The 20,521-nt window shown below is 62.2% G+C and carries 21 protein-coding genes; 12 read left to right on the forward strand and 9 right to left on the reverse strand.

The window, feature by feature from the left end; all coding sequences use genetic code 11:
- Nucleotides 1-57: 57 nt before the first annotated feature.
- Entirely contained in the window at nucleotides 58-2,781 is a 2,724-nt protein-coding gene (locus BLW08_RS14225) for a DUF7927 domain-containing protein (RefSeq protein WP_091325860.1), read from the reverse strand.
- 211 nt (nucleotides 2,782-2,992) lie between these two features.
- Complete coding sequence (locus BLW08_RS14230; protein WP_090821963.1) at nucleotides 2,993-3,541, reverse strand: CGNR zinc finger domain-containing protein; 549 nt, start codon at nucleotides 3,539-3,541, stop codon at nucleotides 2,993-2,995.
- A gap of 71 nt (nucleotides 3,542-3,612) precedes the next feature.
- Between BLW08_RS14230 and BLW08_RS14235 the strand changes: the two genes are divergently transcribed.
- Nucleotides 3,613-4,632: an EamA family transporter gene (locus BLW08_RS14235; RefSeq protein WP_090821962.1), complete on the forward strand. Its 1,020-nt coding sequence runs from the start codon at nucleotides 3,613-3,615 to the stop codon at nucleotides 4,630-4,632.
- A 60-nt stretch (nucleotides 4,633-4,692) separates the two neighbouring features.
- Here the strand turns inward: BLW08_RS14235 and BLW08_RS14240 are convergent, their stop codons facing one another.
- Nucleotides 4,693-4,956 (reverse strand): WXG100 family type VII secretion target, encoded by a 264-nt coding sequence (locus BLW08_RS14240; RefSeq protein ID WP_011776688.1) that lies wholly within the window; start codon nucleotides 4,954-4,956, stop codon nucleotides 4,693-4,695.
- 158 nt (nucleotides 4,957-5,114) lie between these two features.
- Here BLW08_RS14240 and BLW08_RS14245 point away from each other — a divergent pair, with 158 nt between their 5' ends.
- Nucleotides 5,115-5,387: a DUF2277 domain-containing protein gene (locus BLW08_RS14245; protein WP_091325862.1), complete on the forward strand. Its 273-nt coding sequence runs from the start codon at nucleotides 5,115-5,117 to the stop codon at nucleotides 5,385-5,387.
- A 26-nt stretch (nucleotides 5,388-5,413) separates the two neighbouring features.
- On the opposite strand, the gene BLW08_RS14250 is transcribed toward BLW08_RS14245, so the two are convergent.
- The 3 genes from BLW08_RS14250 to BLW08_RS14260 are packed head-to-tail and all read right to left on the reverse strand — an operon-like array spanning nucleotide 5,414 to nucleotide 8,389.
- Complete coding sequence (locus BLW08_RS14250; protein WP_091325864.1) at nucleotides 5,414-7,732, reverse strand: heavy metal translocating P-type ATPase; 2,319 nt, start codon at nucleotides 7,730-7,732, stop codon at nucleotides 5,414-5,416.
- 8 nt (nucleotides 7,733-7,740) lie between these two features.
- The gene (locus BLW08_RS14255) at nucleotides 7,741-7,974 is read right to left on the reverse strand and encodes a heavy-metal-associated domain-containing protein (protein WP_254779871.1); all 234 of its coding nucleotides are present in this window, start codon (nucleotides 7,972-7,974) and stop codon (nucleotides 7,741-7,743) included.
- Nucleotides 7,975-8,023: 49 nt separating this feature from the next.
- Complete coding sequence (locus BLW08_RS14260; RefSeq protein WP_090821957.1) at nucleotides 8,024-8,389, reverse strand: metal-sensitive transcriptional regulator; 366 nt, start codon at nucleotides 8,387-8,389, stop codon at nucleotides 8,024-8,026.
- 257 nt (nucleotides 8,390-8,646) lie between these two features.
- Between BLW08_RS14260 and BLW08_RS14265 the strand changes: the two genes are divergently transcribed.
- From BLW08_RS14265 to BLW08_RS14295, 7 genes are read left to right on the forward strand one after another with little or no spacing between them, the layout of a single operon-like run.
- Nucleotides 8,647-9,939 carry an extracellular solute-binding protein gene (locus BLW08_RS14265; protein WP_090821955.1) on the forward strand — a complete coding sequence of 431 codons (1,293 nt, stop codon included), beginning with the start codon at nucleotides 8,647-8,649 and terminating at the stop codon, nucleotides 9,937-9,939.
- 43 nt (nucleotides 9,940-9,982) lie between these two features.
- Nucleotides 9,983-10,975, forward strand: a complete 993-nt coding sequence (locus tag BLW08_RS14270) for a carbohydrate ABC transporter permease (protein WP_090821953.1) — start codon at nucleotides 9,983-9,985, stop codon at nucleotides 10,973-10,975.
- Nucleotides 10,972-11,883: a carbohydrate ABC transporter permease gene (locus BLW08_RS14275; protein ID WP_091325869.1), complete on the forward strand. Its 912-nt coding sequence runs from the start codon at nucleotides 10,972-10,974 to the stop codon at nucleotides 11,881-11,883. The genes BLW08_RS14270 and BLW08_RS14275 overlap by 4 nt, the downstream gene beginning before the upstream one ends.
- Entirely contained in the window at nucleotides 11,880-13,502 is a 1,623-nt protein-coding gene (locus BLW08_RS14280) for a beta-N-acetylhexosaminidase (RefSeq protein ID WP_091325871.1), read from the forward strand. The genes BLW08_RS14275 and BLW08_RS14280 overlap by 4 nt, the downstream gene beginning before the upstream one ends.
- On the forward strand, nucleotides 13,503-14,318 hold the full coding sequence (locus tag BLW08_RS14285; RefSeq protein WP_090821948.1) for an IclR family transcriptional regulator: 816 nt from the start codon (nucleotides 13,503-13,505) through the stop codon (nucleotides 14,316-14,318). It begins immediately after the preceding gene.
- Nucleotides 14,315-14,719, forward strand: coding sequence for a rhodanese-like domain-containing protein (locus BLW08_RS14290; protein ID WP_090821946.1), 405 nt, complete (start codon nucleotides 14,315-14,317; stop codon nucleotides 14,717-14,719). The genes BLW08_RS14285 and BLW08_RS14290 overlap by 4 nt, the downstream gene beginning before the upstream one ends.
- A 14-nt stretch (nucleotides 14,720-14,733) precedes the next feature.
- Complete coding sequence (locus BLW08_RS14295; RefSeq protein WP_254779872.1) at nucleotides 14,734-15,387, forward strand: alpha/beta fold hydrolase; 654 nt, start codon at nucleotides 14,734-14,736, stop codon at nucleotides 15,385-15,387.
- An 8-nt stretch (nucleotides 15,388-15,395) separates the two neighbouring features.
- On the opposite strand, the gene BLW08_RS14300 is transcribed toward BLW08_RS14295, so the two are convergent.
- Both BLW08_RS14300 and BLW08_RS14305 read right to left on the reverse strand, forming a co-directional pair.
- Nucleotides 15,396-15,833, reverse strand: coding sequence for a VOC family protein (locus BLW08_RS14300; RefSeq protein WP_091325875.1), 438 nt, complete (start codon nucleotides 15,831-15,833; stop codon nucleotides 15,396-15,398).
- A 33-nt stretch (nucleotides 15,834-15,866) separates the two neighbouring features.
- Complete coding sequence (locus BLW08_RS14305; protein ID WP_091325876.1) at nucleotides 15,867-16,478, reverse strand: AAA family ATPase; 612 nt, start codon at nucleotides 16,476-16,478, stop codon at nucleotides 15,867-15,869.
- 60 nt (nucleotides 16,479-16,538) lie between these two features.
- Here BLW08_RS14305 and BLW08_RS14310 point away from each other — a divergent pair, with 60 nt between their 5' ends.
- The 3 genes from BLW08_RS14310 to BLW08_RS14320 all read left to right on the forward strand — a co-directional run bounded on the left by BLW08_RS14310 (nucleotide 16,539) and on the right by BLW08_RS14320 (nucleotide 18,466).
- Complete coding sequence (locus tag BLW08_RS14310; RefSeq protein WP_091326016.1) at nucleotides 16,539-16,892, forward strand: iron chaperone; 354 nt, start codon at nucleotides 16,539-16,541, stop codon at nucleotides 16,890-16,892.
- A gap of 80 nt (nucleotides 16,893-16,972) precedes the next feature.
- A complete protein-coding gene (locus BLW08_RS14315; protein ID WP_090821942.1) occupies nucleotides 16,973-17,446 on the forward strand; it encodes an SgcJ/EcaC family oxidoreductase in 474 nt (157 codons plus the stop codon).
- Between the two features lie 9 nt (nucleotides 17,447-17,455).
- Complete coding sequence (locus BLW08_RS14320) at nucleotides 17,456-18,466, forward strand: YdcF family protein (protein ID WP_090821940.1); 1,011 nt, start codon at nucleotides 17,456-17,458, stop codon at nucleotides 18,464-18,466.
- Nucleotides 18,467-18,472: 6 nt separating this feature from the next.
- On the opposite strand, the gene BLW08_RS14325 is transcribed toward BLW08_RS14320, so the two are convergent.
- Nucleotides 18,473-20,476, reverse strand: coding sequence for a glycoside hydrolase family 3 protein (locus BLW08_RS14325; protein ID WP_254779873.1), 2,004 nt, complete (start codon nucleotides 20,474-20,476; stop codon nucleotides 18,473-18,475).
- Between the last annotated feature and the right edge of the window lie 45 nt (nucleotides 20,477-20,521).

Consider the following 20,521-nt stretch of genomic DNA (forward strand, 5'->3'; position numbering starts at 1 on the left):
CGGAGCGAACATTGTTGGGGAGACGTGGCCCTACCGGGCGGTGGGACCACTTGTGGGTCAGGCAGATGCGCGGATGCGCGTGCGCCTGAAGTTATTGGAGGCAAGGACCAAGGCGACCAGGAGCAGTGATGCCCCACCTGCCGTCAAGGGCCACCAGCCGGCACCGCCTGACTCCGGCAGCTTCAGAGCCGGGACGTCGCGAACGGTGACCAGGAAAATGCCGTTGGCGTCACTGTCGCTGGCTGTGACCACGCCGGAGCCGCTGCCTTGGCCGAGTGTTACGGCACCATTGGAAGCAACCGTGAACTGCACAGCCTCGGCCAGCAGGTTGAACCCTTCCGGAGCCCGGGTTTCTTCGAGCCAGTAAACGCCTGGTTCGATGCCTTCGAGCTGGAACTGCCCGGTGTGGGAAGCCATGGGCACCACGGTGTAGCTCGTGTTGACCGGCCCCGGAGTTCCTGCGGCGTCGTTATGGATGGCCCATGTGGAACCCGCCATGGGAACCCACACCTCAGCGGAGGACTCCCCAACCTTTTCGATGAGGATCTTGGCCGGCGTGTGGTGCATGGTGGAGCACTCGGGTGCCAATGGCGTGCTTCCCGTGGCGCACCGGACGGGTATGACGCTGCCCGTGCCGGTTGCGACGTTGACCAACTGGGAACTCCAAGCATCCTGCTTGACCGTCACGTTGTAGCTGAGTGTTGCGGTCTGGCCGGCAGGCAGAGTGAAGGGCTGCGTTGTCAGGATGGTGGACGGTGCCACGGGATTCGCCACAGCTACGGGGGCTGCGGTGCCAATGGTGAGGGTGGCGGACCCTGGCGCGAAGGTTGCCTGATCCAGGACATCGGACAGGTTGTCGGTGAGGACGACGTTGTTGATCTGGCCCCTGGTGCTGGTGGCGGTCACGGTGTAGGTGATCGTGTCGCCGGGTTTGACCGATGTGGTGCCAGGTGTGCCGTTTACTTTTGCACTCTTGGCGATGGTCCACTGCGGATCCTCGGGGGTTGTCACAGTTGCCGAACATCCGACTCCGGGGAGCGGCGGGCAGGCTGGGTCCACGGTGGGGACCTGGGTGGTGGAACCTGGCACTGGGTTGGGGCCGCCGCCAGGCATGTTGGGAACAGCCGTTTGAGCAGCGGGCACGATGGTGGCTGTGTTGACGATGTCTCCAGTAGTACCCGCCGCCACTGTTCCGGTGACCGTGTAGGTCAGTGTTCCGCCAGTGTTGATCCGGACTGTGCCGGAAATGCTGCCTGATCCACTCGGGGCATTGCAGGACGTTGGCCCGGCAGGGGGCAGGTTGGATGTACCTGCCGCCGTGACAACGCAGGTCCAGGCAGAGCCTGCGAGGCTACCCGGCAGTGGGTCGGTAAAGATGGCATTGATGGCGTCGCTGGGACCGTTGTTGTGCGCAATCACCGTGTAAGTGATGGGCTGCCCCGGGATGTAGGCCGTGATATTGGCCTTCTTTGTGATGGATAGATCCGTCAACGGACGAACGGTCAGCGGGGCCGTGCCGGGCGGGTAGAGGCCGGTAATCGTGGGGAAGTTGTTGGTGCAGTTGGTGATCGTCGTAGCGTTATTGGCCACGCAGCCGGAGTTGTTGTAAACACCCGGGGTGTTGCTGGTAACGGTGACCGTGATGGTGCACGAGGCAGTGCCCTGGGCCAGGTTGCCGGTAACATCCACGGTTCCACCGGAGACCGTGCCGGCAGTTCGGACGCACGTGCCACCGAGGGGGCCCACGGCGGTTAGCCCAGCGGGCAGCGTGTCAACGAAGCGCCATCCATTCTTGGCCATCAGGTCGCTGGTGTTGGTCACCGTGTAGCTCAGGACCGTGTTTTGGCCTTGGTACATGCTGGTAGGAGAGAAGGCCTTATCCAGTTGCGGAGTTACGTCCACCAGCTGGGGGAGGTCAAAGCCGACGTCGTTGCCCGTGCCTGTCGCCTGCAGGTTCCGTACCCTGACACCCAATGTGGGTGCCGTGCCGGTGAGGGGGACCTGGATGGCGCCGGACTGCAGTTTTGCCACGCTGTAGTTGACGTTGTTATACGAAATGACTTGCCTGCTGGGATCGGAGCAGGGGTCCAGGCTTGAACCCACTACTGTGGGTACCCCGTTGATCAGAATGGAGAATTCCTGGCTGGCGTGGTTGGAGAAGCAGTTCGTCTCCGCGAAGATTCCCGAGATGGCGTAATAGTGGCCGGCGATGGTGGGAATGCTGTTTTTGGTGGTCTGCAGCTGCAGTCCTGCGGCTTGGGTTCCGTTGGTGGTGTTGGTGTACTCGCTGAGGATCTGGTTCTGGGCTGCCTGAGCATCGGACATGCCTTGGTATTTGCCCATCACGTACGCCATGTCACCCAGGAACCCGATGGCTCCGTTGCGCCCGCACTGATCGTTGTTGATGATGGCGCCGCCGTTGGCAGGCAAGGGGGTGCCTTGCCGCAGAATCCAGCCGTTGCAGGCCTGCGCGCCCGGCAGCCAGGCCGCATCTGCCGTGTACTGCTCGTTTTGGGCCGCCGTCCCGCCAACGTACGTCCCGAGCGGGATCGGGGCAGTTGCCGCGTTTTGGTTGGAGAAGTCTTCGCTGTAGACCAGGGTCCCCGGTTGGGTGACGCCAGGGGTGCCGGGCGCGGCGGCCGCGGGAGCAGGCCAACTGGCCACGCCGTACGCAGAGATGCTGACCAGAGCCAGGAGCGCGCACATCATCAGGCCAAGGGCAGGCCTGGCGCCATGTCTCGCCTTGGCGTGAGCATGGAAATGCTCGAGTTGCTTCTGCATGTGGATTCCCTTTTCCCTTGACGCGCGTGGTCGCGCAGCTCGCGCCGTGAGTCCGCCGCTGCTTAGTACTGGGGGATAGGTGAAACTACATTGAATTTCGTGACGCCAGATTCTGCGTGATCTACATCACATGCAAATCAGGGTGTGCCAGGGTGGCGGGATTGGCTTGGCCTCGCCACAAGGCGTGCCGCCGCATTGTCCCGGTGTTGTTCTAGTCAGCCTCCGCCGCTTTCCTTGCCCGGTATGCGGCAACGTGGGCGCGGTTGGCGCAGTTGCCGGTGTCGCAGTAGAGCTTGGAGCGGTTTCGGCTGAGGTCCAGCACGACGGCGTCGCAGTCATCCGCCGCGCATACGCGCATCCGGTCCATTTCCTTGCTGCGGATTACGTCAATGATGGCCATCGCCGCTTCGGTTCCCATTCGATCCGCCAGGGGCGCCTCGGGGGTGGTGGCGTGGAGATGCCAGTCCCAATGGTCGTGTTTGACCAGTTGGGGCAGGGCCTTGGCATCGGTGAGCAGCTTGTTGACGGACTTGGCTGCCGTGTCTTCGTCAGAGCTCCAGAGTGCTGCAAGTTCGATGCGAAGCCGCTTGATGCTGCGTAGCTCTGCCGCGCTCCCGGACCTTGAGCCGGTGAACTCTTCGGCGTCGAGGAAGGCATTGAGGTCGGCCGGGGTGGTGAGTGATTCTTCACCATTGGCCGCGGTGTTGATCAGATTGACGACGCTGCGAAGGGCTACCTCGGTGTCAGGCGCAAAAAGCACTTTGACTCCTTACATGTTTCGGGAGTACTGTCATGACCATAAGCCCACTTTACTCCTGACAGGAGGCTGCTGTGTCAGCTCCAACGACGAAGGCTGATGCAAAAGGTTTCCTGGCATCGGGACTCGGCATCGCGCTCTTTTCTTCCGCTGTGTTTGGCACGTCCGGATCGTTTGCCAAGTCGATGCTGGAAACCGGGTGGTCACCCGGTGCCGCAGTTGCCGTGCGCCTCACAGGCGCCGCGCTGATTCTGGTGATTCCCGCCGTCGTGGTGCTTCGCGGACGCTGGCACCAGCTCAAGGACAACTGGCTCACCATCCTGTTGTTCGGGCTCATCGGTGTGGCGGGCTGCCAACTGTTCTACTTCAACGCTGTGGCCCGGCTGTCGGTGGGAGTTGCCCTGCTCCTTGAGTATTTGGCGCCGGTGATGATCGTGCTGTGGCTGTGGATCGCAAGCCGGCGGCGGCCCCGCGCGCTCACCGCGGCGGGGGCATTGCTGTCCTTGGGTGGCCTGGTTCTGGTGCTGGACCTGACCGGCGCAGTGAAGGTCGACTTTGTTGGCGTCCTCTGGGGCATGGCGGCTGCCGTGTGCCTGGTGATCTACTTCTTCATAACGGCAAAGGAGAATGAGACTCTTCCGCCGCTGGTCCTCGCATCTGGTGGTCTCCTTGTGGGTGCGCTGGTGATGTGGCTGGTTGGCTTGCTGGGTCTGCTCCCCATGACGTTCAGCAACGCTGACACCACACTTGGTCCCTGGACTACGCCTTGGTGGGTATCCGCTGTGGGACTGATCGTCCTGGCCACTGTCCTGGCATATGTCTCCGGAATCATGGCGGCCCGCAGTCTGGGTTCCAAGGTGGCGTCCTTCGTCTCCCTGACTGAAGTGCTTTTTGCCGTGGTGTGGGCTTGGTTGCTGCTGGGTGAGTTGCCCGGCCCGATCCAACTGCTGGGTGGTGCTCTGATTGTTGGCGGCGTGGTGCTGGTACGCATCGATGAATTGCGCGGAGACCGCCGTGCCGCCCCGGCTTTGGATCACGTCAACGACGTCGAACCAGTCCCGTCCGGGCCCGTCACCAAGGCTTCACGGAGCTAGGCGAAACTTAAAAGCGAAGGGCCCCGGACGCTGGTGCGTCCGGGGCCCTTCCCAACTGTCTTAGTTGGAAGCCTGCTGCTGCTGCTCAGCGTTCTTCTGAGCGCGATCGCCGGCTTCGCGAAGTGCGTCGGCAACCTTCTTCAGGTTGGAAGCGTGCTGGCTGTCCCACTCGCCGCGGAACTTGTCAGCGTCCGGGCCCTTCCAGTCGGTACCGTCGAGAGCACCCTTCAGCTGTGAACGCTGCTGCTCGATGTTCTCGGCGCCGGCCTTCAGCTTGTTACCGAGCTGACGAAGCTGATCAACATCTGCACCCCAAATAGCCATGAGATTCTCCTTCATTTGTTCGGACCCGAGCTCTTCGGCATCCCCAGCGGCCTCCGGCTCATCCGGAAGATCCAATAGCTAAAACCTATCCCGGGATTCGCAAACCCGTCGATGGGCACCCCTCCCCATGCAGCACTGCCCATAGTTAGCATGGGATTATGTGCCGCAATATCAGGACTCTTCATAACTTCGAACCGCACGCCACGAACGCCGAAGTGGAGGCCGCTGCCCTGCAATACGTACGCAAAATCAGCGGATCCACCAAGCCGTCCAAAGCCAACGAGGAAGCCTTCGCTGAGGCTGTTCATGAGATCGCGCATATTACGCAGCATCTCCTGGACTCATTGGTGAGCCATGGCCCGGCCAAGAACCGTGACGAAGAAGCTGCCAAAGCGAAGGCCCGGGCCGCCGTCCGGTTCGGGACGGCTTAGCCCAGACCCCATCGCCCTCAGGTGCTCTACTTCCCAAACGAGCGGAGCCGTAGGGAGTTCGCGACCACCAGGACCGAGCTCGCCGCCATGGCAGCGCCGGCAATCATCGGATTTAGGAAGCCAAGGGCCGCTACCGGAATGCCGATCGCGTTGTAGAAGAACGCCCAGAACAGATTGGTCTTGATGGTGGATAGTGTCTTTCGGGAGAGCTCAATGGCCTGTACCAGCTGACCGAGATCGCTACCCATCACTGTGAGGTCTGAGGCTTCAATCGCCACATCGGTGCCCGAGCCCATCGCGATGCCCAGGTCCGACTGAGCCAAGGCTGCGGCGTCATTCACGCCGTCGCCAGCCATGGCAACCGTTGCGCCGGACTCCTGCAGCTTTCGAACCGCCGCCACCTTGCCCTCCGGCAAAACTCCGGCGAAGACGTCGTCCGGTGAAATTCCGACGGCGGCAGCCACTTGGGCGGCCACAGCGGCATTGTCGCCGGTCAACAGGATGGGGCGGATGCCCATGCCCTTCAACTTTTTGATCGCCGCGGCCGATCCGGGCTTGATGGTGTCGCTGAGGCTCACAATTCCTGCGGGTTGGCCGTCGACGGCAACCCAAATGGCCGTGGCGCCACCGTTTTCTTCAGCAGCCAAGGTTTCCCGTTGGCCGGGGTCGAGGGTGATGCCGTTTCCCTCGAGCCAGCCAGAGCGCCCGACCACAACCGCGTATGCGCTGCCGTCCAGCACAACAGTTCCGCGCACTCCGCCGCCGGGAGCGGAACTGAATCCTTCAACGGCAGGGAACGCCCCGGCGTGGGGGATTGCGTCCTTCGCGGCGGCCGCAATCGCGTGGGCGATAGGGTGCTCGGACGCTGACTCCACGGCGCCGGCAAGCGTCAGAACGGTGGCGGGGGTATGACCGTTCAGAGCGACGGTGTGGTCCACGGCGAGCTTTCCGCTGGTCACGGTGCCCGTCTTGTCCAGCAGGATGGTGTCCACGTGCCGGGTGTCTTCCAGAACTTGAGGGCCCTTGATCAGGATCCCCAGCTGCGCGCCACGACCCGTTCCGGTCAGCAGCCCCACGGGAGTCGCCAAGCCCAAAGCGCAGGGGCATGCGATCACCAAAACAGCAACAGCGGCGGTGAAGGCCGCATTGAGATCGCCTGAGAAGAACAGCCATAGGAGGAACGTCGCCAGTGCGATGACCAGCACGATCGGTACAAAGACAGAGCTGATCCGGTCTGCAAGCCTGGCGATGGGAGCCTTGCCGGTTTGTGCCTGGCTGACCAAGCGACCCATCTGCGCGAGTGTTGTGTCCGAGCCAACCCGCGTGGCGCGAACCAGCAGCCGGCCGGAGGTGTTGATGGTTGCGCCTGTCACCAGGCTGCCCGGGCCAACTTCCACCGGCACAGACTCGCCCGTTACCAGTGAAGCGTCGACGGCGGATTCTCCGTCCGTGACCACGCCATCAGTAGCGATCTTCTCTCCGGGGCGAACCACGATGACGTCGTCCACCAGGAGCTGATCAGCGGGAATCTTCTGCTCAGCACCCTCCACCAAAATCGTGGCATCCTTGGCGCCCAGGTTCAGCAGGGCTTTCAGCGCATTACCGGCCTTGGCTTTCGCGTTGGCCTCCAGATACCGGCCCAGAAGCAGGAACGTGGTGACCACTGCGGCGACCTCGAAGTACAAACCGCCGCCTGACATGCTTTCCATGCCGGGGTGTTCTGTCATCCGGGGATCTGCGAACAACTGCCAGGCAGAATACAGGTAAGCGGCGATGACGCCGATGGAAACGAGCGTATCCATGGTGGATGCGAAGTGCCGTGCATTGATGGCCGCGGCCCTGTGGAACGGCCAGGCCGCCCAACTCACCACGGGCAGGGCAAGGACTCCGACGACCCAGCCCCAGTTGGCAAACTGGAGGGCGGGAATCATCGAAATGGCGAACACCGGGACAGTCAGCAGCGCCGCCGCTATGAGCCGCGGCCGGAGCGTTGACGCAGAGGGGCCGTGATCCATGTGATTTTCATGGGCGGCGTGTTCTGCATCCGGAGTCTGGTTGCCGTGGTGCTGGTGTTCACTGTGTTCGCGGGTGTGTGGCGCCGGGGCTTGGCGGACAGTGGCTTTGTAGCCCGTCGCGTTGACCGTGTCCACGATTTGCTGGTCAGTCACGGTGGCCGGGACGGTCACGTGGGCTGATTCGAGGGGCAGATTGACGCTGGCCTCTACGCCGTCGAGCTTGCCCAGTTTACGTTCCACTCGATTGACGCAAGAGGCGCAGGTCATGCCCTCGATGTCGAGTTCGATGACCCGGTGTGCGGGCTTGTTGAAAGTGTCCTGGCTACTCAAGAGGACTCCTACGCGTCGTTGGCTACCACCAGGTAGCCGGCTTCTGCCACGGCCTCGCCAATTTCCGACGGTGAGAGCTCGCTGGTTGAGGTGATGGTCACGGTGGACAGGCCGCCCGGGTTGAGGTCTACGGCGACGTCCTCAACGCCGCTGAGGGCTTCGAGTTCTTCGCTCACGCTGGAGACACAGTGGCCGCATGTCATGCCGGAAACGTTCACGTTGGTTCGGATGGTTTGGCTCATGGCGTGCTCCTTGGAGGTGAGTTGAATGGTGTGGTGGTTGGTGGCGGCATTACCGCAGCAGGCGCCCGATGGCATCGGTGGCCTCCTTGACTTTGGCGTCGATCTGCTCGGCGCGGGCATCGGGATCAGGCTCGGAGGCTGCTCCCACGACGCAGTGGCCGATGTGCTCCTCAACAAGCCCGAGACTGACTGCGTGGAGGGCCTTGGTGGCGGCCGCAACCTGCGTGAGGATGTCGATGCAGTATTTGTCATCCTCCACCATGCGCGCGATTCCGCGGACCTGGCCCTCAATGCGTTTCAGCCGCTTGAGGTAGGCGTCCTTGTTGCTGGTGTAGCCATGCGGCGCGGCGTGCTCCAGGTCCACCTCGATGATGGGCGCGTCCGGGTGGCTCATGCTCAGATCTGCAGTGCTCATGTTTTCAATATATACCCGGAGGGGGTATGCGTCAAGTACCCCCAGGGGGTATCTTCACTTCATGTGGAACCTAAAGTCGATGTCCCTCAAAACGTCTCTTGGTATAGACCAAAATGCTTAAAAACTGGATTCTTGTTTTGCAATGCAAACCTTTTGACGAATGTGCTTCCGCCCACACCCGCGCGTTCATAGTGTTTGGTCTCATAGCCGCGGAGGGGGAAATCCCGCGGTATCCACCTTTTCTCCATGGAGGACACTTGAAACTCGCACGCTCCGCCGCGGCCATTGCCATCGCAGCGCTCGCATTGACTGCCTGCGCTCCACCCACCTCCAACAACGCAGCCTCCAGCTCGGACGAGCAGACGGGCACCGTCCGTGTCTGGCTCTTCTCCGAGGTCAACCAGGACCCCAAGTCCGCGGTGGTCAAGGAAGCCGTTGCTGAATTCGAAGCGGCACACAGTGGTGCCAGGATCGATGTCCAGTACATTCCCGTTGACAGCCGCGCCGAGCGGTTCAAGGCAGCGTTCAACGATCCTTCCAGCGCCCCGGATGTGGCCGAATTCGGCAACACGGACCTCGCCAGCTATGTGGCGTCCGGTGGCCTGGCCGACGTCACCGGGGACATCAAGTCCTGGGATGAAGCCAAGGACCTGGACCAGAAGATCCTGGACACCACCGAAATCGACGGCAAGAACTACGGTGTCCCGTGGTTCGTGGGTGTTCGTGCCCTCTACTACCGCACGGACCTCCTCCAGCAGCTCGGCCTTGAGGTTCCCAAGACCCTGGATGAGGTAGAAACCGTGGCCCGCGCTGTCCGCGCTGCAAACCCTGAGCTGCTGGGCATCTCCGTTGGCGGCGCTGCGCAGTTCTCCGCCATGCCGTACTTGTGGGCCAACGGCGGCGAGATCGCCACGAAGGAAGGCGAGAAGTTCGTTTCCGGCCTGGACTCCACAGAGTCACGCGAAGGCGTTGCGGCTTACACCCGCCTCCTCAAGGACGACATCTGCCCTGCCCAGACCTGCGCTGAGTTCGGCGGCAATGCCAGCGTCCAGCAATTCATCGCCGGCAAGTCGGCCATGACCATTGGCGGCGACTTCAACTACAAGGCAGTTGCTGCCAGCGCCATCAAGGACAAGTTCGCGGTGGTTCCGGTTCCCGGCAAGACTGCCGGTTCCATTGCTCCGGCTTTTGCCGGCGGCAACAACCTGGGTGTCTTCAACAGCAGTGAACGCCGCACCTTGGCAGCAGACTTCGTGAAGTTGTTGGCCAGCAAAAAGTACCAGCAGAAGATGTTTGACTCCATGGGCAACCTCCCCACGTTCAGCGACGTCCAGAAGTCTGTGGCGGAGACCAACAAGCAGGTTGAACCGTTCATCAACACCTTGGGTGCCGGTACCAAATTTGTCCCGGTGACGGAAAACTGGTCCACCATCGACGCCCAGGGTGTCTTCACCGGTATGTACCAGAAGGTTGTCACGGGCAAGGCTGACGTGAACGCCGCTACCACGGAGGCCGCTGCCGCCATGAACACGGCATTCGGGTCCAAGTAATGCGCTACGCCCCACAACAAAGTCCAACAACCAAAGGCGCATCATGACAGCGCTCACTCCGGTTCTGCCCGAAGCGCCGCAAGGCGGTACCCCGGGCAAAGGCTCGACGACGGCGGGACGCACGTCCCGGCGTTTCTCCAACGGAAAGCGCGGACTGGAGCCCTGGCTCTACCTTGCGCCGGCCTTCATCGTCCTGATCGCACTGCTCGGCTACCCGATCTTCCAGCTGATCAACGTCTCGCTGTACGACTACCGCCAGGCCCAGGTCAGCGGCAAGGCGCCCCTGAACTTCGTGGGCCTGGAGAACTACCAGAAGCTCTTCGCGGACCCGCAGTTCTGGACCGTCCTGGGCAACACGGTGGTCTTCGCCACCGCCTGCGTGGTCTTCACCTTGCTGGTGGGCAGCTCCTTGGCGGTGCTGGCAACACGGCTTCGCCCGTGGGTCCGCTCGCTGCTGTTCGTGGTGTCGCTCGGCGCATGGGCCACTCCGGCAGTCACGGGCAGCGCCGTGTGGTTGTTTCTGTTCGAGCCCACCCTGGGTTTGGTCAACAAGACGCTGGTGGCCATCGGCCTGACTCAGTTCGAGGGGTACTCCTGGACCTACGACAAATGGTCGGCCTTCGGGCTAGTCGCCAGCGAAGTGGTGTGGTGCTCGTTCCCGTTCGTGCTGGTCACGGTTTACGCAGGCATCCAGGCGATCCCCACCGAAGTCATTGAAGCCGCCAGGATTGACGGCGCGTCCATGCCCCGCATTGCCCGCAGCATCATGCTCCCCATGCTCCGGCCAATCGTGATCGTGGTGACCATCCAATCCATCATTTGGAACTTCAAGATCTTCTCGCAGATCTACATCATGACCAACGGCGGTGGCATAGCCGGCCAGAACCTGGTGCTGAACGTCTATGGATACCAGCAGGCCTTCGCCGCCAGCCTTTATGGCCTGGGTTCTGCACTGGGCGTGATCATGACCGCACTGCTCATGGTCATCACCTTGGTCTACCTCCGGATCCTCAAGAGAACAGGCGAAGCCCTATGACCGCCGTCGACGTTTCATCAGTCCCGCGCCGAACCACCAAGGCTGACGCCCCGCAGAAGCTGCGGAAGCAGGGCAAGCGCCGCTTCGGCGCCGATGCCGCGGCGATTGTCATCGCCTTGATCGTTGCCTTCCCGCTGTTCTGGATGGTGCTGTCAGCACTCAAGCCCAAAACAGCGCTCGACGCCGGTGATGCAGCGCCGTACACCCTGGAGCCGTCGCTGGACTCGTTCGGGCGCGTCCTTGGTGTGAACAATTTTGGCCAGTATTTCCTGAACAGCGTGATCGTGGCGCTGGTAGTTGTGGTGCTGTCCACCGTCCTGGCGTTCCTCGCAGCTGTGGCGTTGACGCGCTACAACTTCAAGATGCGCACCAAACTGCTGATCATCATCCTGGTCTCGCAGATGGTGCCTGTGGAAGCACTCACCATTCCGCTGTTCTTCCTGCTGCGCAACGCCGGCGAAGCCATCCCGTTGGTGGGCCTGAACCAGCTGGGTTCGCTGGTTCTGGTGCACGTTGGTTTCAGCATTCCGTTCGCCATCTGGATGCTTCGCGGCTTCGTGGCCGCCGTCCCGCTGGAAGTTGAGGAGGCCGCCCGTTTGGACGGCGCCAGCAGCTTCCGGTTTGTTCGTTCCATCCTGTTCCCTTTGGTGGCGCCGGGTGTGGTGGCATGTTCGGTGTTCTCGTTCATTTCCACGTGGAACGACTTCCTGTTTGCCAAGACCTTCATCATTTCCGCCCAGGAGAGCCAGACGCTGCCCATTGCCTTGCTGACGTTCTTCAAGCCCGACCAAAACGATTGGGGAGCCATCATGGCCGGTTCGGTCATTATGACCATTCCTGTGCTGATCTTCTTCGTGTCAGTCCAGCGCAAGCTGGTGTCCGGACTGGCCGGGGCGGTGAAGGGATGAGCGGGCTCCACCAGTTGGTCCCAGCGCCGTGGACCTTTTCAGCGGGGACTGGCGAGTTGGAGCTCGACGCCGGCACAACTCTGGGTGCCGATCCTGAACTCCGCGGTCCTCGCCGCTGGCTCGCCCGGGCTTTGGGCGCAGCCACCGGTTGGGACCTGGCTCCCGCTCCGGCCGGCGAGGGAGATATCCGAATCCTGCTTGACCCCACACTCGACGCCGAGGCTTATCGACTGGAAGTGAGTGACGGCGTCGTTATCTCTGCGGGTGATGCCGCCGGTGCGTTCTATGGTGCACAGACGCTGTTGCAGTTGATGGGCCCGGCCGCGCTGCGGCAGGCGCCGGTTGGGGCTGTTGATGGATGGTCTGTTCCGCGCGTTTCAGTGGAAGACAAGCCGCGATTCGGCTACCGCGGCACCATGTTGGACGTCGCGCGGCACTTCATGCCAAAGGACAACGTGCTCCGGTTCATCGACGTGATGGCCATGCACAAACTCAACGTCCTTCACCTCCATTTGACGGACGATCAGGGCTGGCGGATCCAGATCAACCGCTATCCCAAACTGACCGAAACCGGTGCGTGGCGCCGTGAATCGTCGCTTGGTTCCTGGCGTGCAGGTGTTTTCGATGGCCGACCGCACGGTGGCTTCTACACGCAGGACGATCTTCGCGAGATCGTGGCATTCGCCGCCGATCGGCACATCACCGTCATCCCGGAGGTTGACGTTCCGGGCCACAGCCAGGCGGCCATCGCGGCGTACCCGGAGCTGGGTGCAGGCCCAGCGGAGGGTACAGCGCCTGTGGAGGTGTGGACGCGCTGGGGCATCAATGAGACCGTTTTGGAAGTGTCCGAAACCTCTCTGGATTTCTACCGGAACGTCCTGGATGAAGTGGTGGAGATCTTCCCCTCCCCGTGGATCAGCCTCGGCGGGGACGAGGTGCCACTGACACAATGGCAAGCCAGCCCGCAAGCGCAGGCAAAGGCTGCAGAGCTGGGCTTGGACGATGTTTCGGGCCTTCACAGTTGGTTCGTCGGGCAGCTTGCTCTGCATTTGAAGGGCCACGGCCGCGCCACGTCCGTATGGGACGAAATCGGCGACGGCGGCCTTCCGGACGGGGCTCTTGTGGCGTCCTGGCGCGGATACGAAGGCGGTATCGACGCCCTGCGCAACGGCTATGACGTGGTGATGTGCCCCGAGCACAAGCTTTACCTCGACCACCGCCAAGCCGACGGTGATGAGGAGCCGGTGCCGGTTGGTTTCGTGACCACGCTGCAGGACGTCTACGAGTTTGAGCCACTGCCAGGCCTGGAAGGCACTGACTTCCCGGGCCGTCTGCTGGGGGCCCAAGCCAACATCTGGAGCGAACACCTGGATTCGCCCCGGCGCGTGCAGTTCGCAGCGTTCCCCCGCCTGAGTGCGATCGCCGAGGTGTTCTGGTCCAGGCCGGAGGGCCGGGACTACGATGAGTTCCTGACGCGACTCACGGATGCGCATCTGGCACGGCTCGAGGCCATGGGTGTGGAATACCGGCCATTGTCCGGTCCTGCGCCGTGGCAGCAACGCCCGGGTGTTGAGGGTTGGAAGCGCGATTACGACGCCGAGCAGCTTGTAAGGAACTGAGTGACTATTGAAGGCAAGGATGCCCGGAATTCCTCGGCATCACTCCGCAAAGCGCTGGCGCTGCTCACTGTTGTGGCTGAGGAGCCCGGCAACGGTGATGGGCTTGCCCTGGTGGAGCTGGCCCGGCTCTCTGGCCTGAACAAGAGCACGTTGTTGCGCCTAGCCGCGCCGCTCCTCGAGGAGAACCTGCTGGAGCGAGACCACGAGACCGGGAAGTTCCGCCTGGGTCACGGCTGTCTGCGCCTGGGCCAGTCCTATCTTGACCGGGTGGATCTGCGCAGCGTCGCCAATGGTGAGCTCCGGAGCCTCATGCGTGCCACGGAAAGCACCTGCCACTTGGTGGTGCTTTCCGGGCACGACGTTGTGTACCTGGACAAGGTGGAGGACGAGGCCACAGTGCGGATGGCTTCGCGCGTGGGCGCCACTATGCCTGCCTACTGCACCGCCGTTGGCAAGGCCATGCTCGCGTTCAGTCCGGAGGAAGTAGTGGGGCCTATCCTGGCCGGAAACCTGGAGCCGCTCACGGACAAGACCATCACGGATCCCTCGCTGCTCCGGGCTGATTTTGAAGCCATCCGGCGGCGGGGCTACTCCATTGATGACCGTGAGAACGAGCCGGAAGTGCGGTGCGTGGCCGCACCGATCTTTGGTCATGACGATCACGTAGTGGCGGCCCTGTCTGTGTCCTCGTTGTCGTCGCGGATGACCGCCAAACGTGTCCGTGAGGTGGGGCCCATGGCTGCGGAGACAAGCCTCCGGATATCCGCCAAGCTTGGTTCCCGCCGGGCGTCCGCGAAGCTGGCGAATCTCGCATGAGTATGAGTGCAGCTGAATATTTCCGGGCGAAGCTTGAGTGCGAGATTGACGTCATGGACGTTGCTGACGCCACGCCAGGCTCATTGGTTGTGGTGGACACCCGCAGGCAATCCTCGTGGGACCACGGACATATTCCGGGTGCCGTACATATCCCGACGGCGCAGATTCCGGCGTTGGCCGCCGACGTCATTCCGGCTGGTTCGCAAGTAGTGGTCTACTCCTGGGGTCCAGGGTGCAATGGCAGCACGTTAGCGGCGCTTGCCTTCGCGGAACTGGGGTACTCCGTCAGGGAAATGATCGGAGGCATCGAGTACTGGATCCGTAACGGACTCCCTGTGGAAACACCCGCGGGAGTTGTTCAAACTGAGCCGGATGCGCTGGTGACAGCACATCCGGCCTGAGGTCAATCGGGGGCATGATGGCAGTTTTCGTACTGATTCACGGTGGTGGTTCCACGGCATGGGATTGGCATCTGGTGGGCCCGCTGCTGGAAGCATCGGGGCATGAAGTGGTGGTTGTCGACTTGCCCATTGAAGATGCCGCTGCCGGACTTGAGGACTACACCCGCGCAGTGACGGAAGCGGTTGGCGATGCTCAGCACACCATCGTGGTGGGGCATTCGTTGGGTGGCTTCACGGCCCCCTTGGTCTGCGAGGAGCTCCATTCCGATGGCCTGGTGTACCTCTCGGCGATGATTCCGATGCCCGGCGAGACCTTTGGTGCCTGGTGGACCAACACCGGCCATGACCGCGAGACCATTCCCGATGAGCCATATTTCAATCTCGTCCCTGACGATTTGGCACAGGAGGCCACCGAACGGGAGCGCGATCAGCAGGGGGCCTGGATGTCAGGGCCCTGGCCCGGCAAACACCCGGACGTGCCAACCCTGGGGATTCTATGCCGCGACGATCTGTTCTTCCCTCCGAGGTTTATGAGGCGCCAGGTTCGCGACAGGCTGGGAACAGAACCCGTGGAAATCCCTGGTGGTCACTACGCCACGTTGAGCAATCCGGACGCCGTGGCCACCGCTCTCAATGACTTCGCCCGGCAGATTTCCGGAAGCGGATAACCCTGGGGTCAGGCTTTCGTTAGATCCTGGGCAAGCATCACCAGGATTCCGCTGGGCCCGCGAAGATAAGTGAGCTTGTAGACGTCACCGTAAGTAGCTACGCCGCGAAGGGGAGTGCAACCGTGCTTCGCGGCTATCTCAAGGGCTTCGTCGATGTTGTCAACGGAGAAGGCCACCCGGTGCATTCCGATTTCGTTTGGAAGGGTGGGCTGCGTCTCGATCGCATCCGGGTGGATGTACTCGAACAGTTCCAGCTGTCCCTGGCCATCCGGGGTTTGGAGCACCGCGATCTTCGCGTGGTTGCCATCAAGCCCGACGGCGGTATCCGCCCACTCGCCGCTGACGGTGTCGCGGCCCAGCACTGTCAGACCCAGATCGGTGAAGAACGCGATGGTTTCTTCGATGTCCCGCACAGCAATACCGACGTTCTCAAGCTTGATGGCCATGGGTTCGAAGCTACCAAGGCATGCGGAATAGCTCTAGTGGTGAATCGGCTCAACACTCAAAGCTTCCACGAGACGCGCGTACGTTTCCTCAATCGCTCCTCTGCGGCTGCTGATGACTGATGCGGAGCCTCGGTTGTGAAGGCCGTTGGTCAGGCCGATATACATTGACTTCAGCAGTTGGGGCCCGCCGTTCTGCTCCACAATCGCCGTGACCCGGGCGTGCCAGGGATCGTGCTTGTCTCCGCGAGCGTAGAACCGCTCGATCGAGGACTCTTGAGTGTCCATGAGAACGACCTCTCGAAAGCCCGCGCCGGATTTCCGGGCAACGTTGCGGAACAATGCGATTTCCTGGTCGGAGTCGAGAAATTGCGGCATGATCACGCGGTGCCCCGCGGCCAGATGCGTGGCAGCCATGGTGAGCGCGATGGGGCGGACCAGATTCCCCGCTGCCTGAAAATACTCCTGCCAGCCACCAATGAGGCAACGGACTTGATCGACATCCAAGTTCAAAGTTCCTGGATGCCGGTCGGAGAAGAGCCTGGCCAGGGTCGACTTTCCGATGCCCGGTGGACCGTTCAACAGAATCAACTCTGGCGTCGATTGCTCACCGTCTGCTTGGTCGAAGGTCTCTGGAATTCTTCGCATGCTCAACACCCTAGGCGGGAATAGGATCGGGTGTGCACCATCGCTCACAGGGAGGCCATCATGACACCGGGTACCATCAGCGAGTACATCGACCAGTACGACGGCGATGTTCGGCAACGACTGCTGATCGTGTACCAACTGATCCGCTCGGCCGTGCCTGATGAAGCGGAAGAATCGATCAGCTGGCGCATGCCCACCTTCAAGCTCGGCACCGAGCCGCTGTTCTTCTTCACTGGAACAAAGCACCACGTCGGGTTCTATCCGACCCCCGATGCGATCACGCATTTCTCCGCGGAGCTGGCAGATTTCGGGACCACCGAGCACGCCATCAAACTGCCCCATAAATCCCCACTCCCCACCGAGCTCATCAGCGATATCATCGCGTGGCGGCTGCAGCAGCTGCCTTCAACTTAAGGCTCGACGGCGACGCTCACCTGAGTGCCGACGTCGTACGTCTTTGACTCCCATCTCGCCACCTTGGAAGGACCGCCTCCATGACACCGAGCCCCCGCGACGTAGCTGATGGTTTCGCCAGCGCGTGGAACGCGGCTGATCCGGTGGCGTTGGCGGAGCTCTTCGTGGAGGATGCGGACTTCGTCAACGTGGTGGGCATGTGGTGGAACAACCGCCGGCAGATCCAGTTCAACCACGACTACGGCTTCCGGCACATGTTTCCGGACACGGAGATGGTGCTGGAAAAGGTCAAGGTCCGGGAGCTTCCGGGCGGTGTTGCCGTTGTTCATGGGAGATGGTCCATGACCGGCCAGATCACGCCCACCGGAGAACGATCCGGACCCCGGCGGGGCGTTATCAGTTTCACGGTTGTGCGCCAGGGTGACGGGCGGTGGCTGGCCGTCAGCGCACAAAATACGGACATCATCCCGGGGATGCAGACCCACGTGGCCACCGACCAAGGACTCAAGCCCGAATCGTACGAGGCGCCCGCGGGCCGGAGCGGCACCGCATAGGCTTGGACCATGCTGACCCTGGTCCTTGGACTTCTCTTCGCGGGCATCTTCCTTGCCTCGTACCAGTCGGACCGGCGACGGCTCCGCAATGGCGTGCTCCTGCTGGTAGCGGCGTGGTTCCTGCTGCAGGCCCTCCTGGACTTCCTGATCGACCTGAATCCGTGGTTCGAATGGCTGAACCTGGTGGTTTTGGTAGTGCCCGTGGTCAGTATCTTCGTGTTCGCGGGCTTCCTGATCGCGAACGGCGCCACGATGGTCCGCAAGGAGGGCCCCGGCATCAGCAGTTTCCTGCCGATAGCGGTGGGATTGGCCGTGTTCCTCGCACCGGTGATCGCGTTCCTGTTTGTGCTGAGTGGGCAGCCGGTGCTGGCTGGCCTGGCCGCCCTGGCGTTCTTCCTGTGCGCCTACCTGGGCTGCGCGTTCGTGGTGTTTCTGGGATACGCCTTGGTGTATTCCAGAATGCGGTTCAGCCCGAATCCGGCCGCTGTGATCGTCCTTGGCTCGGGTTTGATCGACGGCAACGTTCCGCCGCTGCTCGCAGCACGCCTCAACAAGGCGTTGGAGATTTACGACGGCGGCGCACCGGTCAAGCCGGTCTTGGTGCCTTCCGGAGGCCAAGGCGCGGACGAACCACGGCCTGAGTCCACGGCAATGAAGGAGTATCTGGTGGCCAACGGTGCGGCATCCGGCGATGTGGTGGAGGAGAACAAAGCCACCACCACCCGCGAGAACCTGGCATACTCTGTAGCCCTGCTGGCTGAGAAAGGCATCCAAGGCCCGTTGCTGGTGTGCACCAACAACTACCACGTGCTCCGCGCTGCGCTTCTGTCCCGTCGGCAGAAGATCAACGCGGAGGTGGTAGGTGCCCCGACGGCCAGGTATTTCGTGCCCAGCGCGTTCCTGCGGGAGTTCGTGGCCGTGATGAGGGACAACCGCCGGACCAACATCGTTCTTTGCCTGCCGATGTTCGGGATTGCCCTCATCATCACGGTCGCATTGATGAACTCGCCCGTGGTTTAGCTCTTACTACGGCTTGGGGAGTCCCGTGGTGAACGTGTGGCTCCATTGCGTGACGGCGCTGTCCGTGAAGACGTATCCCTTGGCAGGAACCGCGGTGACGGTCACTGTGCCGGCTGGCTTCCGGTACGTCCCGGCTGCCGCCTCCTTGCCCTCCATCAGGTAAACCACGCCTGCGACAGCGGGGATGGTGTACGCGTCCTGCCCCTTGCCCGGCCGGTCCGTAAAGGTGACTGCCTCCGGCGTCGACGTGTCGTAGTGGAGGCCGAAGCCCAAAGGGAGGAGGACGCCGTCGCCATCGGCTTCAGGGATATTGACCGGCAGTTTGCCGCCGGGGTTGACCGCGCCGGAGATGGCACGCACAACACCGTGGAAGTTGACCCTGTTGATGCCATAGCTGTTGAGTACGGCGGCGGCCCCGGGGAAGACGCTGACGTCGTAGGGATTGCGTGTGGCTATGACGATCACGGGGGTTCCAGTAGCCGCCAGCTCAGCCACCATTTGTTGCTGGGCGGCGTTGCTGGTGGCGTTGTAGGAGGCGAAGACTACTGCGTCCACCTTGCTGGCGGCGGCAACCGCCCGCGCCCGGTAGGCGGAGGAGGGCGACGCGCCATTCTCGTAGTCTTCAGTGACCGCGAAACCTTGTTCCTTGAGCATTGGTCCCGCAGTTTCCGGGCGTCCCGAACCGGCCCCCACCATGAGTACGGAACTGCCGGGAGCCAGCGGCAACACCCGCTCGTGGTTGCGCAGCAGGGTAGCGGCATGGTCGGAGATCAGATTGGCTGTGGCGAGGTTTCCTGCGGTGCCCACCAGCTTGTCCACATTTGCGGGGTCAGCCATGGGCTGCTCAAATACTCCGCGCTTGACCTTCCACTCCAGGATCCGCCGAACGGACTCGTCGATTCGGGCTTCGGTGATCTCACCGGACCCGACGGCGGCACGCACCCCGGCAAACGAGGCATCCACGTCGGGGGAGTTGAGGAGGATGTCCGAACCGGCCTGGATGGCCTTGACTGCGATTTCTTCCTGCGGCCATTCGGCTGCCATGGCGGCCATATCCAAGGCGTCGGTGGTAACCAGTCCCTTAAATCCCAGCTCATCGCGGAGCAAGCCGGTGAGTACCTTGTGGGACAGGGTGCCCGGCATTTCGGGATCGATGGCCTCAACAATGATGTGTGCCGTCATGACCATGTCCACGCCGGCATCGATCGCTGCCTTGAATGGTTCCAGGTGCTTGTTCAGGGTGGCGCGGTCGTAGGTGACAGTCGGCAGGCCGTAGTGGGAGTCAACGGACGTGTCGCCATGGCCGGGGAAATGCTTTGCTGCTGCTCCCACGCTGCGGGCCTGAATGCCGTTGATCTGCGCAGCGCCGAGTTCACTGACCAGCGCAGGGTCCTCACCCATGGACCGGATTCCGATGACCGGGTTGTCCGGGTTGGAGTTGAGGTCCAGTACCGGGGCGAAGTCCACGTTGATACCCATGGCCCGCATCTCGGAACCCAGGATTTCGCCCTGCGCGCGGGCCAGATCCTGGTTCGCCGTGGCCCCCAGGGCCATGTTGCCCGGGAGGACCGTGGCCGGTGATCCTATGCGGGCAACCAGCCCGCCTTCCTGGTCGATGGTGACTGCCAACGGGATGCCTTTACCGTCGGCTCCCACAGCAGTTTGTTGCAGGCCGTTGGAGAGGCCTGCAACTTGCTGGGGATTGTTCGTGTTCCCGGACCATGCGAAGTAGAGGACGCCGCCCAGGTTGTACTTTTCCACCACTTCGGCGGGCGTATTGACGCCGTAACGTTCCTGGTTGCTCGCCGCCATGGACGTGTCATTCGCGGACGAGCCGTAGACATGGGTCCACGTCATCTGGCCGATCTTTTCGTCCAGTGACATGCCCGCAATCATTGCGTCGATATCCGGGGAAGCAGCGGCCGGCGTCGTGATGACCGTGGTGCTGGGGCCAGCGGCCACTGCTGTTCCCGCCCCGGTCATGAGGAGGGCCGTGGCTGCGGCAGTCATGAGGGTGGTTCCTTTTCTGTGCATGTGCATCCCAATCGTCTGAGT

Origin of the sequence: Arthrobacter sp. cf158 (assembly GCF_900106835.1) — a bacterium.
Taxonomy (GTDB): domain Bacteria; phylum Actinomycetota; class Actinomycetes; order Actinomycetales; family Micrococcaceae; genus Arthrobacter.

Bases quoted from the DNA above. Each gene is read 5' to 3' on its own strand.
- BLW08_RS14240 (WP_011776688.1), bottom strand. From the start codon at position 4,956: ATGGCTATTTGGGGTGCAGATGTTGATCAGCTTCGTCAGCTCGGTAAC.
- BLW08_RS14290 (WP_090821946.1), top strand. From the start codon at position 14,315: ATGAGTATGAGTGCAGCTGAATATTTCCGGGCGAAGCTTGAGTGCGAG.
- BLW08_RS14315 (WP_090821942.1), top strand. From the start codon at position 16,973: ATGACACCGAGCCCCCGCGACGTAGCTGATGGTTTCGCCAGCGCGTGG.
- BLW08_RS14275 (WP_091325869.1), top strand. From the start codon at position 10,972: ATGACCGCCGTCGACGTTTCATCAGTCCCGCGCCGAACCACCAAGGCT.
- BLW08_RS14245 (WP_091325862.1), top strand. From the start codon at position 5,115: ATGTGCCGCAATATCAGGACTCTTCATAACTTCGAACCGCACGCCACG.
- BLW08_RS14270 (WP_090821953.1), top strand. From the start codon at position 9,983: ATGACAGCGCTCACTCCGGTTCTGCCCGAAGCGCCGCAAGGCGGTACC.
- BLW08_RS14295 (WP_254779872.1), top strand. From the start codon at position 14,734: ATGATGGCAGTTTTCGTACTGATTCACGGTGGTGGTTCCACGGCATGG.
- BLW08_RS14300 (WP_091325875.1), bottom strand. From the start codon at position 15,833: ATGGCCATCAAGCTTGAGAACGTCGGTATTGCTGTGCGGGACATCGAA.
- BLW08_RS14280 (WP_091325871.1), top strand. From the start codon at position 11,880: ATGAGCGGGCTCCACCAGTTGGTCCCAGCGCCGTGGACCTTTTCAGCG.
- BLW08_RS14255 (WP_254779871.1), bottom strand. From the start codon at position 7,974: ATGAGCCAAACCATCCGAACCAACGTGAACGTTTCCGGCATGACATGC.
- BLW08_RS14325 (WP_254779873.1), bottom strand. From the start codon at position 20,476: ATGACTGCCGCAGCCACGGCCCTCCTCATGACCGGGGCGGGAACAGCA.
- BLW08_RS14260 (WP_090821957.1), bottom strand. From the start codon at position 8,389: ATGAGCACTGCAGATCTGAGCATGAGCCACCCGGACGCGCCCATCATC.
- BLW08_RS14305 (WP_091325876.1), bottom strand. From the start codon at position 16,478: ATGCGAAGAATTCCAGAGACCTTCGACCAAGCAGACGGTGAGCAATCG.
- BLW08_RS14310 (WP_091326016.1), top strand. From the start codon at position 16,539: ATGACACCGGGTACCATCAGCGAGTACATCGACCAGTACGACGGCGAT.
- BLW08_RS14225 (WP_091325860.1), bottom strand. From the start codon at position 2,781: ATGCAGAAGCAACTCGAGCATTTCCATGCTCACGCCAAGGCGAGACAT.
- BLW08_RS14320 (WP_090821940.1), top strand. From the start codon at position 17,456: ATGCTGACCCTGGTCCTTGGACTTCTCTTCGCGGGCATCTTCCTTGCC.